The sequence below is a fragment of the Pseudomonas congelans genome, assembly GCF_900103225.1.
In the GTDB taxonomy this organism is placed as follows: Bacteria; Pseudomonadota; Gammaproteobacteria; order Pseudomonadales; family Pseudomonadaceae; genus Aquipseudomonas; species Aquipseudomonas congelans.
This window is the reverse complement of record NZ_FNJH01000010.1, coordinates 91,133-107,638: the sequence shown is the minus strand read 5'-3', so window position 1 is coordinate 107,638 and position 16,506 is coordinate 91,133. Positions and strand designations below refer to the sequence as shown.

The window sequence follows — 16,506 nt, the reverse complement described above, 5'->3', positions numbered from 1 at the left end:
TGACAGGATCAGCCCATTAAACCCGAGCAGGAGATCGAAGAAAACTCCGGCTGTTTTACGACCTGAGGTAAAGGTCCGGATTAGTCGCGCAGCGCAATCTCCCCATAGTCAATTCCTCTATAGTTACGCGACTGCCTATCACGCCTTGCTCATTGAGCCCGGGCCTGACAACAAAAACGAGGTTCTCCATGCCGCTTGCCACGCTTATCCGTCGCTCCAGTCTGCCTTGCCCCGAGGTCAGCGTGGACCAGGCGCTGCAATTGCTCACGCAGCATTACGGGCTGAGCGGCACGCTGAAAGCGCTGGGCAGCCAGCAGGATCGCAACTTTCTGCTGGACACCGGCACGCGGCGTTATGTGCTGAAAATCTGTCATGGGGCGTATTCGACCACCGAGCTGAACGCTCAGCACGCGGCGCTGCAACATCTGGCTGGCCACAGTACGTTCAATGTGCCGGGCGTTATCCGTGCCAACGATACCGAACAGTTACTGTCGGTCGACATCGACGGGCAGGCGGTGCATGTACGCCTGCTGGACTTCATCGACGGGCAATCGCTGGGGCATGTCGAGCATCTGGGCCGTGACATCGTGGTCGAACTGGGCGAACTGTGTGCCCATGTGGATATCGCGCTGGCCGATTTCGAGCACCCCGGTCTGCAGCGCATCCTGCAGTGGGACCCGCGTCACGCCCATGCGTTGATCAAGCACCTGCTGCCGGTAATCAAGGATGCCGACGCCCGTGCCTGTCTGATCGAAGCCGGCGAGCAGGCTCATCGCCGTTTGTTGCCCCTGATTGCAGCACTGCCGATACAGGCGGTGCATCTGGACATCTCCGAGCACAACGCAGTCTGGCGGCGCGAGGCGGGGCACCCGTGGCAGTTGCAGGGGCTGATTGATTTCGGCGATCTGCTCAGTACCTGGCGAGTGGCCGACCTGTCGGTGACCTGTGCGGCGCTGCTGCACCATGCCGAGGGCGATCCGCTGTACATCCTCTCGGCCATTGCCGCCTATCACGCCCTCAATCCGCTGAAGATCGAGGAATTGCAGGCGCTCTGGCCGCTGATCGTCGCTCGCTCCGCAGTGCTTGTGCTCAGCAGCGAACAACAGGCCAGCGTCGAGCCCGGCAATGCGTATATCCAGGCCAACCTTGCCGGCGAATGGAATATCTTCGATGTCGCCACGTCGGTGCCGATGGCGCTGATGGAAGCCGCCATCCTGCGCTCGGTGGGTCCGGATCTGCCGCCTGTCGAGCAGCCTGCCTATTCGCCGTTGCTGCCCAGCCTGGCGGGGCAGCAACCGGTGCTGGTGGATCTGGGTGTGCTCAGTGAGCACTTCGTGGCAGGCAACTGGGAACAGAGTGGGATCGATGAATATCTGCTGTCGCAAGCGGCCGGGGATGATGGTCTGGCAGCCAGTCGGTTCGGTGAATACCGTCTGTCACGTACCTTGCCTGACTGCGCCAGCGAGCCGGAGACCTTTGCGCTATACGTCGAATTGCATGTGCCCGCAGCAACACCGCTGCATGCGCCGTTCGATGGCACCTTGCGGCTGACGGCCGATGCTGCGCTACTGTTGGTCGGCGAGCGCATCAGTTTGAAGCTGTGGGGTGTGTTGCCGGAGGCTTCGCTACTGGGTCAGGTAGCGGAGGGCACGTTGATCGGGCAGGGCGGTGGCTCGCTGTTGCTGCAATTGTGTACGGCGCCAGACCTCAGCCCGCCGCTGTTCACCACACCGGCCTGGGCAGATGCCTGGCGCGCAATCTGCCCGTCGCCGTCGGCCCTGCTGGGTTTTGATTGTGACGCGCCAGCATTGCAAGACGCCGCGCAATTACTGGCGCGCCGCGATGCCAGCTTTGCCCGCTCGCAAAAGCACTATTACCAGGCCCCGCCGCAAATCGAGCGCGGCTGGCGCAATCACCTGATCGACATGCAGGGCCGCTCCTATCTGGACATGCTTAATAATGTCGCCGTTCTCGGTCATGGCCATCCGCGCATGGCCCACGAGGCGGCGCGGCAGTGGTCGCTGCTCAACACCAACTCGCGTTTTCACTATGCCGCGATCGCCGAGTTTTCCGAGCGCCTGCTCAAGCTGGCACCCGAGGGCATGGACCGAGTGTTTCTGGTCAACAGCGGCACCGAGGCCAACGACCTGGCGATCAGGCTGGCGTGGGCTTACAGCGGTGGTCGCGACATGCTCAGTGTGCTGGAGGCCTATCACGGCTGGTCGGTGGCCACCGATGCCATTTCCACCTCGATTGCCGATAACCCGCAGGCGCTCAGCACCCGCCCGGACTGGGTGCATCCGGTTACCGCGCCTAATACCTATCGCGGCCCGTTCAGGGGCGCGGACAGTGCGCCGGACTATGTGCGCAGTGTCGATCAGACCCTTGCCACGCTGGCTGAGCAGCAACGGCAGGTGGCGGGCTTCATCTGCGAGCCGGTGTATGGCAATGCGGGCGGGATTTCCTTGCCGCCGGGTTATCTGCAACAGGTCTATCAGAGGATCCGCGCGGTGGGCGGCGTGTGCATTGCCGATGAGGTGCAGGTGGGCTATGGCCGGCTGGGGCACTACTTCTGGGGCTTCGAGGAGCAGGGCGTGGTGCCGGACATCATCAGCATGGCCAAAGGCATGGGCAATGGTCACCCGCTGGGCGCAGTCATCACCCGCCGCGAGATCGCCGAGGCGCTGGAGGCCGAGGGCTATTTCTTCTCGTCATCCGGTGGCAGCCCGGTCAGTTGCCGGATCGGCATGGCGGTGCTGGATGTCATGGAGGAGGAAAAGCTCTGGGACAACGCGCGAATCGTGGGCGACCACTTCAAGGCGCGGCTGCAGGCCCTGGCCGACAAGCATCCGCTGGTGGGCGCGGTGCATGGCATGGGGTTTTATCTGGGCATGGAACTGGTCCGCGACCGCCACACCCTGGAACCCGCCACAGAAGAAACCGCCCGGCTGTGCGAACGCCTGCGTGAGCTGGGAATTTTCATGCAGCCCACCGGTGACTACCTGAACATCCTGAAAATCAAACCCCCGATGTGCACCACCCGCCAAAGCGTGGATTTTTTCGTCGACAACGTATCGAAGGTGCTCCACGAACTGGAATAGAGGACGCAGAGCGTCCAGAACGACATACCCACGCGGAGCGTGGGCACGACAGGTGTGCGCCTGACGACTATCGTTCCGCACACTCCAGCATGGGCACGATAGGGGTGCGCCTGACGACTATCGTTCCGCACGCTCCAGCATGGGCACGATAGGGCGGTGCGCGGCCGGACCTATCGTTCCGCACGCTCCAGCGTGGGAATGCCTTTCGTGACGCTCCGCGTCACAATTTTGCGCCGCGCCACACATTCAGGATAGGACGCAGGGCGTCCAGAACGGCATGCTCACGCGGAGCGTGGGCACGATAGGTGGCGTGGCCGGACGACGCTTCGCCTGTTCGCGAAGGGGCCGCTGCGAGCTATAAGCAGATTAATATCGGTAAAAATTACGAATAAATTCTTCAAAGCAAGAATTATCGCTTTTAATACCGATTTCTATCCGTTATAAAGGCGTTCATAATCGTCATCGCTCGTCTGCTATGGTGTTAAGTCCTTTGCAACCGCCCCTGGAGATATTTTCATGAGCCGTATCGTTTCTGTCGCTGCTACCCAGATGGCCTGCTCCTGGGATCTGGAAGCCAACATCGAGACCGCTGAAAAGCTGGTACGTGAAGCTGCCGCCAAGGGCGCCCAGATCATCTTGATTCAGGAGCTGTTCGAAACCCCGTACTTCTGCCAGAAGCCGAACCCGGACTATCTGCAGTTGGCAACGACCCTCGAATCCAACGTCGCAATCAAGCACTTCCAGAAAATCGCCAAAGAACTGCAGGTCGTATTGCCGATCAGCTTCTTCGAGCTGGCAGGGCGTGCGCGTTTCAACAGCATCGCGATCATCGACGCAGACGGCAGCAACCTGGGCATCTACCGCAAGAGCCACATCCCGGACGGCCCTGGCTACCACGAAAAGTACTACTTCAACCCGGGCGATACCGGCTTCAAGGTCTGGCAGACCCGTTACGCGAAAATCGGCGTCGGTATCTGCTGGGATCAGTGGTTCCCGGAGTGCGCGCGCAGCATGGCGTTGCAGGGCGCGGAAATTCTGTTCTACCCGACCGCCATCGGCAGCGAGCCGCACGACAAGACCATCAGCTCGCGTGACCATTGGCAGCGCGTGCAGCAAGGTCACGCCGGCGCGAACCTGATGCCGCTGATCGCCAGCAACCGCATCGGCAACGAAGAGCAGGACGGCTACGACATCACCTTCTACGGCTCGTCGTTCATCGCCAACCAGTTCGGTGAAAAAGTCGCCGAGCTCAACGAAACCGAAGAAGGCGTACTGGTCCACAGCTTCGACCTGGACGAGCTGGAGCACATCCGCAGTGCCTGGGGCACGTTCCGCGATCGTCGCCCGAACCTGTACGGCGCGGTAAAGACCCTCGACGGTTCGCTGGAGTCCTGATCGCCATGACCACGCTCAATAGCACGCCACGCGCCGATGGTTTCCACATGCCGGCCGAATGGGCACCGCAAACCCAGGTCTGGATGGTCTGGCCCGAGCGCCCGGACAACTGGCGCCTGGGTGGCAAGCCCGCCCAGGCTGCCCACGTTGCCATCGCCAAGGCCATCGCCCGCTTTGAGCCGGTCACGGTGGCCGTGTCCGCTGCGCAATACAACAACGCCCGGGCGCGCCTGGACATGCCGAACATCCGCGTTGTGGAAATGAGCAGCAACGACGCCTGGGTGCGCGACAGCGGGCCGACGTTCGTCATCAACGACCGTGGCGAAGTGCGCGGCGTGAACTGGGAATTCAACGCCTGGGGCGGCTTCGATGGCGGCTTGTATGCGCCGTGGAATCTCGATTCGCAACTGGGCAGCAAAGTGCTGGAAATCGAGCGCTGCCCACGTTACGTCACCGAGGGCTTCGTCCTCGAAGGCGGCTCGATCCACGTGGATGGCGAGGGCACGCTGATCACCACCGAAGAGTGCCTGCTCAATCGCAACCGCAACCCGCACCTCACCCGCGAACAGATCGAAACGATCCTCGGCGATTACCTGGCTGTGGATAAAGTCATCTGGTTGCCGGATGGCCTGTTCAACGACGAAACCGACGGGCATGTGGATAACTTCTGCTGCTACATCCGTCCGGGCGAGGTGTTACTGGCCTGGACCGATGATCCCGAAGACCCCAACTACTCACGCTGCCACGCAGCATTGAGTATTTTGGAAAACACCCGGGATGCCAAGGGTCGTGCGTTTATCGTGCATAAAATGCCGATTCCAGGCCCATTGTTCGCAACAGAAGAAGAATGCGCAGGCGTCGATCAGGTGCACGGCAGCCAGGAACGCAATCCTTCGGTGCGTCTGGCCGGATCGTACGTGAATTTTCTGATCGTCAACGGCGGCATCATTGCGCCGAGTTTCGACGATCCGATGGACGGAAAGGCCCATGAGATCCTGCAAAAGCTGTTTCCGGAGCATGAGGTCGTGATGGCACCGGGCCGTGAATTGCTGCTGGGTGGGGGCAATATCCACTGCCTGACACAGCAACAGCCAGCGCCTCACAAACACTAGTGCTTAGTGACTAGTTGCATCTGACAGCAACTAGTTGGTCCCGTTTTTGCTGTTATTAAACCCATCATCTGATGGGTTTTTTTTTGCGTTACCTTATAACTAAAGTAGGTTCGTTTATCCGAATGACCCTAAATCGGACTGGCGAAACCCCGTTTTCTTAGCTTGACTGTCACATGGCATCAGTAGATTTAGCCCCTCATGAATCAAGAGGTTTTCGTTATGAATGCAGGTATGAACCAGCAGCGAGTTCGTGGTTTTTCTGCTTCTCTCAGTAACGAGGCACGCCAGCGAGTGGCGGATTGGTTAAGGACAACCAGGCCCGTGAAAGCCAGACCGGATGTACGTGCCATGCTGCTGAAGCGCTATCCGGCAGGCCTGTTCAACGATGCGGAATTCGAAGCGTTGGCACGCGTGCTGACAGATTAGGTAATACACCAAGCCTGGCCCCGGCCATCTACACGTTTGACACCCCCAGGCACCCGAACTAGGATTCGCGCCCCACTGCCTGTGGCTCCACACCCTGTACGTGCTTCGTAGTCCACTGCGATGATTTCGTGCGGCTCTCCTCCGCCTGATCAACGGCTGGAAGCCAGGACGGCCATTGTCCGCCGCCACAGCGCATGTCATTTGCAGAACAAGGAAGACAAGATGCTTAACACACGTATGGGCATGCTCGCTCTGGGCATCATCAGCGCCGGTCAGGCCGTGGCCCATGGGCAGGCCGATGCCAAGGGCTTCGTTGAAGACAGCAGTCTGAACGTCAACCTGCGTAACGCCTACATCAATCGCGACTACAAGAACGACCGTGAAGACAAATCCGAATGGGGCCAGGCCTTCATGGGCACCTTCGCGTCCGGGTTCACTCAGGGCACGGTTGGCGTGGGCGTCGACGCCTTTGCGCTGTACGGCATTCGCCTCGATGGCGGAAAGGGTCGTAGTGGCAACGGCGGCATCGACTTCTTCAAGCAGGGCGACAGCGGCGCGGCTGCCGATGATCTGTCCCGTGCAGGCGCTGCGGTAAAAGCGCGTTTCTCGAATACTGTCATCAAGTACGGCGAACAGATGCCGCAATTGCCGGTGCTGAACTACGACAGCTCCCGTCTGCTGCCGGAAAGCTACACCGGCACCCTGATCACCTCCAAAGAGATCGATGGGCTGGAAGTGGTCGCCGGGCGTTTCACCCAGGAAGCGCGCAAGAGCGCCGAAGGTCGCGACAGTGGTGACCTGAAGAGCATCAACGTCTACGGTGCCAGCTACAAATTCACCGATGAGTTCAGCGCCGCTTTCTATGCCTCCGACAATGAAGACGTGTTCAAGAAGCAGTACCTGAACCTGAACTACGTTTTTGCCCTGCCGCAAGACCAGTCGCTGACCTTCGACTTCAACGGCTACAAGACCCGACTGGATAAAGACTTCGCTGCCAGCGACGCGCGTGACAACAAGATCTGGAGCCTGGCTGCGACCTGGGCCGTGGGCATCCACTCCTTCACCCTGGCGCACCAGCGCAGCTCCGGTGACATGGGCTACCCCTACGGAGGCTATCGCAACGACGGCGGTTTCGGCGATGGCGGTAACACCATTTACCTCGCCAATTCCTACTGGTCCGACTTCAACGGCAAGGACGAACGCTCGTGGCAGGCGGCCTATGGCGTCGACCTGTCCGGACTGGTCCTGCCCGGCCTGAGCTACAAGGCTGCCTACGTACGCGGCGACAACATCGACGATGGCACCACAGGCAGCGGCGACGGCACTGAACGCGAGATCTTCAGCCAGCTGACCTACGTGGTCCAGAGCGGCCCGGCCAAAGACCTCTCGATCCGCCTGCGTAACTCGTTCCTGCGGGTCTCGGATGATGCCCAGGCCTACAACAGCGAAGGCAATGAGACACGCATCTTCGTGGACTACCCGATCAACGTTTTCTGATCCGTAGGCGGCGGCCTGACAAAGACCGTCGCCTGTATCCCTATCGTGCCCATGCTCCAGCGTCGGCACGCATTTCCTGACTCAATCCGCAATCAACTGAACAAACACTGCGAAGCCGCCGAGGAATACCCAGAAAAAGCTGAACAGCCAAGGACTGCGCTTGGAGAACAGCAAGGACTTTTTAGGCCCCGTTTCGCTGGACTCCCAATCGCTGAACAACGGCGAGTCGTCATAGGTCAGCCCGATGACCGGCTCGCTGAGCAGCAGTTGCGCCTGTTTGTGGTGCCAGTGCTGGATGATGTCGCACGCCGCCCGAATACCCGGCCAGGCGAACAGCGTACTGAGCAGCCCCAGCAGTGCCAGCATCGGCGGCACTACCAGCGTGAACATCGCGCCCCAGGCCGTGTTCATGTTGGCCATCGACGACGCGTAGGCGATTACCAGAAATGACTGCGCCGACAGATAGGCGTTGGTGCGGTTGGAGAGGTTAGTGGTTTCGTAATGAATTTCGCGTCGATAAAAATCCAGCCGTTCCTTGGGCGAGCCAAACAATTTGATCTGCTGCTCATCCACCACTTTCGCGGGTGTTTCATCCGTAATGATTCTGGGCACTGGTGTTACCGATGTATAAAAGATGCTGGATAGACCCCCACCTGTAGCCAGCAGTTCGACTTAAATCCCCGGCATACGGGACCGTTCATCCAGTGCGCACCTTTCGACGAACAGGTAAATCGTCATGACCATCACACCCACGCTGCACACCGACCGCCTGCTGCTGACGCCACTGCAGCTCGAGGATGCGCCTGCTGTTCAGCAGCGCTTCCCGCTATGGGACATCGTGAAGTACCTGAACAACCGCGTCCCCTGGCCTTATCCACAGGACGGCGCGCTGCGCTACATTCAGGACGTCGCACTGCCCGCCATCGCAAACGGCAGCGAGTGGCACTGGATGATCCGCCTGCAGAGCGCGCCCCACGAGATCATCGGCAGCATCACCCTGATGACCCATCCCGGTAACAACCGCGGCTTCTGGTTGCACCCGGACTGGCAAGGCCACGGCTACATGAAAGAGGCCTGCCGTGTGATCAATCGACAGTGGTTCGACGTGATGGGCATGCCCCTGATGCAAGTGCCCAAAGCCACCCCCAATGAAGCCTCGCGGCGCATCTCGATCAGCGAAGGCATGCGCAAAGTGAGCACGCAGGAAGGGGAGTTTGTCGGCGGACGGTTCGAGGTGGAAGTTTGGGAGATGACGCGGGAGGAGTGGTTGGCGCGGCCGCTGTAGTCAGGCCCTGCGAATGTCTGACGCAGAGGCCGACCGGGCAGTAATCTGTTGCTCAAACCACCAGCCCAAGTGATATTGCTCGACAAACAGGGAGCGACCCGAATGCCGTTGACCCGCAAGACCGAGCCCGACATCACCCTGGTAACGGTCCAGCCCGAAGACTTCGAAACCTTGGTGGCCATACGTATCGAAGCCATGCGCGAAAGCCTCGAGCGTGTTGGCCGCTTCGATCCGGTGCGCGCCCGAGAGCGTTTTCGTGAAGGGTTTTCTGCGTCATGCACACACTACATCCAGGTCGCCGGCAGCAAGGTCGGCTTCGTGGTCGTCAAACCCACCAGCGATGGCCTGTTGCTGGATCACCTGTACATCAAGCCCGCCGTTCAAGGGCAGGGCATTGGTGCTGCCGTGCTTCGGCAAGTGTTCGCACAAGCGGACGAAACCGCATCCACAGTACGAGTGGGCGCCCTGAAAGAAAGCGACTCCAACCGCTTCTACGTCCGCCACGGGTTTCAGCTCGTTGAGAGCGGCGAGTTCGACAACTACTACCTCCGCCCGCAACGTCTGCCGATTTGCTGAGGGGTTGGGATACTAATCCGCAGTTGTCACGGCTGTACGCGCAGCTCGAGCTGACCAGCGAGAGCGTGGGGACCCAAATGATCTGTACAGCTGCTTGCAAAAATAGCCACTTTGCCTCAGTGTAAATACAATTGTCATTACACTGGAGGATGCCCCATGGCGTCTATCAACGTTCGTATCGACGACGATCTCAAAGCGCGTGCTTACCTCGAGCTGGAAAAGCTTGGCGTCACCCCCTCGGAGTTGCTGCGCCAAACCCTGCAGTATGTAGCTGAGCGTGGCCAGCTGCCCTTCAAGACGGTTCTGATGACAGAGGAAGACGAAGCGCTGTTGGCAACTGTGCGCGAGCGCCTTGCAGCTCCGCAGCGGGTCAAGGTTTCACTGGATGACCTATAACCTCGAATTCGATGCGCGGGCTCTAAAGGAATGGCACAAATTAGGGGATACCGTGCGTCAGCAGCTCAAGAAAAAGCTGGCTACGATTCTGGTTGCTCCGCGTGTTGAAGCCAATCGTCTGCATGCATTGCCTGACTGCTACAAAATCAAACTGCGCAGTAGCGGCTATCGGCTGGTTTATCAGGTTATTGACCAAGAGGTTGTGGTCTTCGTGGTTGCTGTGGACAAGCGTGAGCGAGAGGAGGTTTACCGTAAGGCTGCTGATCGGTTGGGCGGGTAAATGAGGACCGGGCTACTGCGTACTGAATGAAAAACATAAGTTGCCTAGCCCGCCACCAGCTCTGGTGCCAAACCATCGACATTACGGTTGGGCGCCCTGAAAGAAAGCGACTCCAACCGCTTCTACCTCCGTCACGGGTTTCAGCTCGTTGAGAGCGGCGAGTTCGACAACTACTACCTCCGCCCGCAACGTCTGCCGATTTGCTGACGAGCCGGGATCAACCTGCCGAGGCAGCTTTCTCCGCCGCACGCGCAGCGAGCATGGCCGCCTCCGATTCCTGGGTGTGCAGCTCACCTTTGTAGGCCAACTGATTGAAGAACATACCGTCGGCCTGCTCTTTCGAAGGCGTCGACGTCTTAGGAATGAACAGCGCGCCCAGGTCCAGAGAATTGGCGAAGTTCTCCTTGTTCAGGTTGTAGCGACCCAGATAACTGCCGCTCCAGGGCGAATCGGCGTCGACCAGATCAATGGCCGTCTCTCGATAGGTGGCCGCCGCGGTTTTGAGCCCACTGGACGCATTCAACAATGTATTGAGTTGCTTGGTATCCGCCTCGCTCAACTCGCCGGAACTGTTGATCGCCTTCAGATTGCCGTCCGCCTCGATTGTGAAGCCGAACTTCTTGCTCGCCAGGTCCGGATACACCGACGCCAGCGTCGACTTGAACGCTTCATACGACGTCTTCAGCGCCTCCGTCGAGTTACTGTGCTGCGCCGCCATCTTTGGGAAATCAGGCGACTGCGAGCGACCTATCCAGGTATCCACTGCTTCCATAGGCTCAGTGGTCGCAGGCACTTCGGTGCTCGGGTGATAGACGACAGCGGGCGTACTGGCAGCAGCGTTCTTCAACGCTTCTTTCTGCGCATCGGTGAGCGGCGTTGGAGTGAGCGTGATACCGGAATTGGGCAGGGTGATGGTGGGAGACGTGTTGTTGCCGGGGGTTAGTGAGATAACCATTTCATCGATCCATGATTGCGGGGTTGTATGGAGGGTATCGACGGGGTGGGGGGGAGCTTGAGGGGGTTGGGGGCGCGAAGGTTTTCAGGTTGTTTCTGTTGGCTTTGCCTCGGGAGTTTTTGTTTCCCTATAGAACTTGGCACGTCGTGGGCTGCTCAAGGCCATGCTTAAAGGAAACCTCCGTCACGCTGAAAGGGGGTTTGAATTACGTGGATTGCTGCGACCTGACGTCATCACCGAGCTCATTCACTTTTCGTAAGGCGCTTGGGGTATGACATGCATACCAAGCGGATCACACAGGCAAGATCAACGGCTCTTTATCTTGTAGCCACTAATCGGAATATCTTCTGTGCGCTCATACAGGGGAGCAGCGCTGAATGTGGCTTGTTCAAATGCTTGTGTATCCCAACGTCTCGCTTTCAAGGCTGAATACAACATGCCCACCCTCAACGGAATGTTTCCGCGTCTGTCTTTGGCGCGCCTGAAGGAAAAGAAGTTGAAACCTTCTTCCAAAAAGTACCGGTAAGGGTCGTAATCGTTAAGATCGATAGAGAACCTTTCGAAAAACTCGACCATCAGATCATTTGCATCGTCACCATCAACGCCCATGGCTCTTGCGACATCGGTCGCCAAGCTGAAGCTTTCAAACGCCTTTCTTCCAAAGCCCGCGGTATCGTTGATGCAGACGACGATGCTATCCATTAATTTGTAATCAAGGGGTTTGTTCATGGCTAGAAAACCTGATCGTCGGTGCTCACAATGGAGTCATCAGTTACAACTGTCTTGCAGGCTATCAGCCTTGGCTCCGCCGCCGTATACGCCCAGCCTGCAGAATGGGCAATAATCTTGTAATGCATCCGATTGTCACCTCAATTGGAGTCACTGAGCGCCCACTGTACATCGACGAGGGATACCCATGCAGTTGACCAATGAAACCATGGCCAAATACACCTTCCTGAAAGGCATGTATCAGGACGAGTATTTCCCTGATGCCGTTGTAAAAATGTGCGAAGACGTGCTGGTCAACCTGTGTCACGAAATCGAGCAGCAAAAGCCTTCTGACCTGGACGCGCTGTATGCCCTGACTCACAAAGCGACAGAGCAAATCAACGAGCTGGAGGAGGTGTTCGAAGAGAACGGCAGTGAGATCGAAACCGTCGCCCGCGAAACCATTGCCGAGGATTTCGTACGGATAGCAGACGCTTATGGCTTCACCGACGCGGACATTGAGGATCTGATTGCGCCGCGCGACTGGTAATCAACCGGCTATATGCCCCCTGATGCTGACGGGTTTTGCCAGAAGGGGGCGTACGCTTGAATGGGCCAGCCTCTACCCCTTACGCGAGTCTCTGATTAATGAAGCAGGTCAGACTAATTCGTCACGGAGAAAGCGCCGCCAACGCAGGCGAAGCCAGTGTGGATCACGCGACTATTCCTCTCACGTTGAAGGGAGTAGAACAAGCACAGCTAGTGGCCCGATCATTCACACATGCGCCGGATTTGATTGTCGCCTTGCCGTTTTCCAGAGCGCAGGCAACCGCCATGGCGACCGCAGCTGCTTTCCCTGCCACCTCGCTTGAAACCTGGCCCATCCAAGAGTTTACCTATCTCGAACCCGCGCGATGTGCCAACACGACCGTTGCTCAGCGGCGGGATTGGGTTGAAGCTTATTGGGCCAGGTCAGACCCGGCGTTTACGGATGAAGCAGGCGCCGAATCACATGTCTGCCTTTGATTACGATTTCGGCCTTGGCTCGGTGCTTGGGCTCTATAGGATCAACTTCATCCGCCAGCATTCGCTTACTTTCACGCGCTTATGGCGCGCATCGGAAAGGCAGATGACGGAGTAGCAGCCGAACAAAGTCAGTCCTTCGTGTTCATCAGGTTTGACATACCTGACACGTCAGCCTTAGCGACCACTGCTTGGACTAGAAGGTAGAGGTCGTCGCCGTCGAAAGGCTTGTGGGCGCGGTCGGTGGGCTTGGCTGAGCTGCAAGTCGAATAAGAGAGTAGAGCAATGATGCGCGACATTAGGGTACTCCCCTTTTATTAAAATGACCCTTACACCAAACTTTGCCCTTGCGTCGGTTGGAATCTACCAGTTCCTGACGGAAACGGATGGAGCGACAAAACGAAAAAAATCACCAAAAGGCGGGTTTTTGGAGATTTCAAAGGCTGTGAAAGCCGCCTTTGAAACCTTGTATGGTGCGGCACCAGGAGTCGACCCCGGGACCTACCGATTACAAGGAAGATGCTTTTTTTTTGTATATCAAAGGGTTACAGCTTTTCTTATTACGTGCCAATGCCCTTGAAGCCACGGCCTGTGTGAGTTCCAGCGTTGTTATTACGTGCGCCGATTGGGGGGCGACGTAGCTAGGTTTATTCCTGACGCAGCTTTCGGCTAGAAAGGCCGATCAAGACGGTCGGGATTTCTCCTGACTTGATAGGGGGTTTCCATAGACTGTTGCTTACGGATTTGATAGCGTCTGGCCATACATTTCTAATGCAGAAATGCGAAGGCTGCGATCTGTCTTCACTCTGGAACTCTCACTACTTCAAGGATTAGACGAGTGATAACAGCGAATTTATTTATTGATTGGGACTCAGCCTCTCGGGTAGCTACGATAAGACCCAAAAAAGACATGCCATTGGCGGCACGACTTTCTTGCACTAGGCAAGCATACGCCGAGCTGCAGGAGAGAATAATAAGCAAGCTGGCGGAAATCGAGCCCAAGTCACCGATAAAGATACTGAAGACTAGAATCTATCATGGCTGGCATAGTGGCACGACTCCCTCCGCCGATAAAGTTGTGTGGGATCAACTTAGATCTCAGTTAAAAGCGGTTTCAAGAAATAGAATTTCTTACTTGCCAGATATAGAGTTTGGGAATGAACTCATATGCAGGGGTGGTCGAAGTCCTATTTATGATACTTTACGAGCAGATCGTAGCAATCCCGGGGCGTCGAGCCAAAAAATGGTAGATACTGCTCTTGTCTCCGATCTTTTAAGTTTTTGTCGCTCTGAAAGCAGCAGCTTCAGGAGAAATGAAAGACCTACTACGCTGGCTATAGTTGTAGGTGATGATGACGATCTTTTACCAGGCGTATTTGTTGCCGAAGCTTGGGGATTGCCGACTTACGTGTTTCGGATCACTCGCGAACACGACAATAGACATTTAAGTACAGATGGAATAATTCATAGGATTTGAAATGAATATAGCACAAACAATCGAAGACATTAAATTGTTCTGCGACCCGTTTACTGAGATTGCTCAAAAACCTGTAGCAGGAAAAAAACGAATAATATTGATTCGGAACGGCAGAGAGCTAACGTTCGATATCGATGTGGAAACGGGTAGAATTTCGGCTAAACATAAAAAAGCCGAATACAAAGATGTTAAAACACTTATTGCGTCAGTTGAGTTTTCGGATATAAAGAGATTTGCGGAAACTCAAAAAAGATTCTTTTCCCAAACAAAGGAAAAGCCTCTTATTGAATCAGAGATAAGCTATAGTGGTAATGACATACTTGCCAAAGATCTTGATGAAAACATAAAGATAACAGAAGGTAAAGTGACGCTGGTTTTGCTCGACGGCCCAGCTGGAGTTGGCAAAACATTTCAAATTACCGAGTTGGCTAAAGCCCAGTGTAAAAAATTTCTCTCAGACAATATTAGCCCCCCAGTACTAATCATATCGAGCAGCGGGCGTCGTTTGTCTAACTTTAAGGACGTTCTTGCAGCTACCACTCAAGAGATGGGGGCATCTTTCACTGGTGCGCATGTCCCTATGCTCGTTAGGCACGGCTTATTGATCGCGGCAATCGATGGTTTCGACGAGCTCGTTGATGCTGATGGATATGAGGACTCATGGCGAGCATTAAAAGATTTCATTGAGGATGTCGGTAATTCAGGCAAGGTGATACTAGCTGCTCGAGACACTTTTCTCGACGAGCAAGAGCTGATATCTCGAATTAGCACTGAAAATGAAGAGGCGATTGATTTAAAGCTTGCACATATAAAACTTGCCACAATTGAAACCGCGATACAATATTTATCCAGTTCTAAGTGGAAGCCTACCGATTTAAGTCGAGAGATTACAGCGGATATATTTTCCAATAATAGCTATGCCTTGCGTCCATTTTTCCTCAGTGTTCTAAGAGATGCCGGTGGGTGGTCAAATGTGAACTCTGAGGGCTTCCGTTCATTCTTGGTAAATAACCTCATTGATCGTGAATCCAAAATGCTTTCAAAGACTTTTGGTACTTTAAATGGTGAGGATGTTGCATCGAGCTTGAATACTCTTTTCGAGGAGGTGTCGTTGGAAATGGCCTCTCGAGAAAACAGTCTGATTGAAATAGATCACTTAGCCTTCTTGACAGACTACTGCTTCAGCGAGCTGCTGGATGACAATTCTCGTCGAAAACTTACGCACAAAGCTGGCAGTATTTCCCTTCTTGAGACTTCCGATATCAAGGATAAAAGGAAGTTTCCTCATGCTGAGGTGCAATATTACTTTCTAGGAAACGCCTTGTTAGCACAGCTAGCTAGGAAAACCATACCTAGCGTTCTGCGTAGAACGATCTTGAGCGCTGAGCATCTTGAAGTGTTTGCCGAAGTTTTCACGCAAGCAGAGCAAACTGCAAAAAAAGCCATGGATTATCTATACGCTACAATCAACGGAGACTCATCTAACGATGGTCTCGCGTCTAATGGTGGAGCGATGGTACTTCTAGGTTTCGCCATGGGGCTAACTGAGCGAATAGATTATCTTGTAGTAAATGATGCAACTTTTGCCGGCGGATCTCCAGTCGGAACACTTCAGGATGTCACAGTAAGTCGATTGGATGTCTGCGGAAGTGATGTTTCAAAAGTTAATTTTGATAAAGTAAAAATTGGAACCTTTGTAGCTAATGAGTTTACACTGTTCGGTAATAGCGTACCGAGTATCGATGCCTTAGAAATTCGAGGTGAAGCGCCTCGGATCGAAAGAGATCCGGCCGAAATTGACACGTTCATTCGCAATCACTTTGCTGATGCGGATAAAGGAAAACTTAGAGAGCACCCTGCAGTGTGTCTGTTGGAAAAGGTTGCTCGTAGATCAGTCAGATACTGCTATCTCCGCGATGGAGACGATGACGAAGGATCTTTTATGCTCCGCGATGAGCATTGGCCTCAAGTGAAAAGCGTTCTACTTGCTCATGGCCGAATGGAAGTGAAGAAGGGTAAGCCGATGCACGGCAGGCCGGCCGCGCTCATGAGAATTAAGCGCCCTATCGAGCTAATCGATTATGACTCCCCGGAAACATTGGGTATTATCGAGCAGCTAATTCGCGAGACCATGTAGTTGCACTTTTTTAATATCAGTGCATGCTTTTTGGCCAATAACTGTCAGGTCACTGAAGGCAGCTATTGGCCGTTTCCTTACCTCCACCTAGAGCGCTGTGTGTCGAAGTTTCCCCCCGCTCGTCGGGCTCTGTTCCGA

General features: G+C 55.6%; 13 protein-coding genes and 3 pseudogenes. 12 read left to right on the top strand and 4 right to left on the bottom strand.

Annotated features, from left to right (window positions below):
- Positions 1-188: 188 nt before the first annotated feature.
- From BLR20_RS24075 to BLR20_RS24050, 4 genes are all read left to right on the top strand, one after another.
- On the top strand, positions 189-3,101 hold the full coding sequence (locus BLR20_RS24075) for an aminotransferase (protein WP_054993176.1): 2,913 nt from the start codon (positions 189-191) through the stop codon (positions 3,099-3,101).
- Positions 3,102-3,617: 516 nt separating this feature from the next.
- Complete coding sequence (gene aguB, locus BLR20_RS24065) at positions 3,618-4,496, top strand: N-carbamoylputrescine amidase (protein ID WP_003372277.1); 879 nt, start codon at positions 3,618-3,620, stop codon at positions 4,494-4,496.
- 5 nt (positions 4,497-4,501) lie between these two features.
- On the top strand, positions 4,502-5,608 hold the full coding sequence (aguA, locus tag BLR20_RS24060; protein ID WP_054993175.1) for an agmatine deiminase: 1,107 nt from the start codon (positions 4,502-4,504) through the stop codon (positions 5,606-5,608).
- A 648-nt stretch (positions 5,609-6,256) separates the two neighbouring features.
- Positions 6,257-7,531 carry an OprD family porin gene (locus BLR20_RS24050; RefSeq protein ID WP_054993174.1) on the top strand — a complete coding sequence of 425 codons (1,275 nt, stop codon included), beginning with the start codon at positions 6,257-6,259 and terminating at the stop codon, positions 7,529-7,531.
- Positions 7,532-7,612: 81 nt separating this feature from the next.
- Here the strand turns inward: BLR20_RS24050 and BLR20_RS24045 are convergent, their stop codons facing one another.
- Positions 7,613-8,107 carry a hypothetical protein gene (locus BLR20_RS24045; RefSeq protein ID WP_054993173.1) on the bottom strand — a complete coding sequence of 165 codons (495 nt, stop codon included), beginning with the start codon at positions 8,105-8,107 and terminating at the stop codon, positions 7,613-7,615.
- Between the two features lie 160 nt (positions 8,108-8,267).
- Here BLR20_RS24045 and BLR20_RS24040 point away from each other — a divergent pair, with 160 nt between their 5' ends.
- The 5 genes and pseudogenes from BLR20_RS24040 to BLR20_RS28195 form a co-directional block, all read left to right on the top strand.
- Positions 8,268-8,816, top strand: coding sequence for a GNAT family N-acetyltransferase (locus tag BLR20_RS24040; protein WP_054993172.1), 549 nt, complete (start codon positions 8,268-8,270; stop codon positions 8,814-8,816).
- Positions 8,817-8,918: 102 nt separating this feature from the next.
- Positions 8,919-9,392 (top strand): GNAT family N-acetyltransferase, encoded by a 474-nt coding sequence (locus BLR20_RS24035; RefSeq protein ID WP_032613122.1) that lies wholly within the window; start codon positions 8,919-8,921, stop codon positions 9,390-9,392.
- A gap of 156 nt (positions 9,393-9,548) precedes the next feature.
- Positions 9,549-9,788: a type II toxin-antitoxin system RelB/DinJ family antitoxin gene (locus tag BLR20_RS24030; protein WP_002551444.1), complete on the top strand. Its 240-nt coding sequence runs from the start codon at positions 9,549-9,551 to the stop codon at positions 9,786-9,788.
- Positions 9,778-10,068 carry a type II toxin-antitoxin system RelE family toxin gene (locus BLR20_RS24025; protein ID WP_010434526.1) on the top strand — a complete coding sequence of 97 codons (291 nt, stop codon included), beginning with the start codon at positions 9,778-9,780 and terminating at the stop codon, positions 10,066-10,068. Before BLR20_RS24030 ends, BLR20_RS24025 begins: the two co-directional genes overlap by 11 nt.
- A 66-nt stretch (positions 10,069-10,134) precedes the next feature.
- Positions 10,135-10,275, top strand: a pseudogene (locus tag BLR20_RS28195) (GNAT family N-acetyltransferase); the annotation flags it as partial.
- Positions 10,276-10,285: 10 nt separating this feature from the next.
- Here the strand turns inward: BLR20_RS28195 and BLR20_RS24015 are convergent.
- Both BLR20_RS24015 and BLR20_RS24010 read right to left on the bottom strand, forming a co-directional pair.
- Entirely contained in the window at positions 10,286-11,023 is a 738-nt protein-coding gene (locus BLR20_RS24015; RefSeq protein ID WP_074595064.1) for a hypothetical protein, read from the bottom strand.
- 306 nt (positions 11,024-11,329) lie between these two features.
- Entirely contained in the window at positions 11,330-11,752 is a 423-nt protein-coding gene (locus BLR20_RS24010) for a DUF1493 family protein (protein ID WP_054993737.1), read from the bottom strand.
- 187 nt (positions 11,753-11,939) lie between these two features.
- Between BLR20_RS24010 and BLR20_RS24005 the strand changes: the two genes are divergently transcribed.
- Together BLR20_RS24005 and BLR20_RS24000 are read left to right on the top strand one after the other, a co-directional pair.
- Positions 11,940-12,281 carry a DUF5713 family protein gene (locus BLR20_RS24005; protein WP_054993738.1) on the top strand — a complete coding sequence of 114 codons (342 nt, stop codon included), beginning with the start codon at positions 11,940-11,942 and terminating at the stop codon, positions 12,279-12,281.
- 98 nt (positions 12,282-12,379) lie between these two features.
- Positions 12,380-12,742: pseudogene (locus tag BLR20_RS24000) on the top strand (phosphoglycerate mutase family protein); the annotation flags it as partial.
- Between the two features lie 4 nt (positions 12,743-12,746).
- Here the strand turns inward: BLR20_RS24000 and BLR20_RS28190 are convergent.
- A pseudogene (locus tag BLR20_RS28190) lies at positions 12,747-13,053 on the bottom strand (integrase arm-type DNA-binding domain-containing protein); the annotation flags it as partial.
- Between the two features lie 1,179 nt (positions 13,054-14,232).
- On the opposite strand from BLR20_RS28190, the gene BLR20_RS23995 reads away from it, so the two are divergent.
- Positions 14,233-16,368: an NACHT domain-containing protein gene (locus BLR20_RS23995; RefSeq protein ID WP_054993739.1), complete on the top strand. Its 2,136-nt coding sequence runs from the start codon at positions 14,233-14,235 to the stop codon at positions 16,366-16,368.
- The last annotated feature ends 138 nt before the right edge of the window (positions 16,369-16,506 follow it).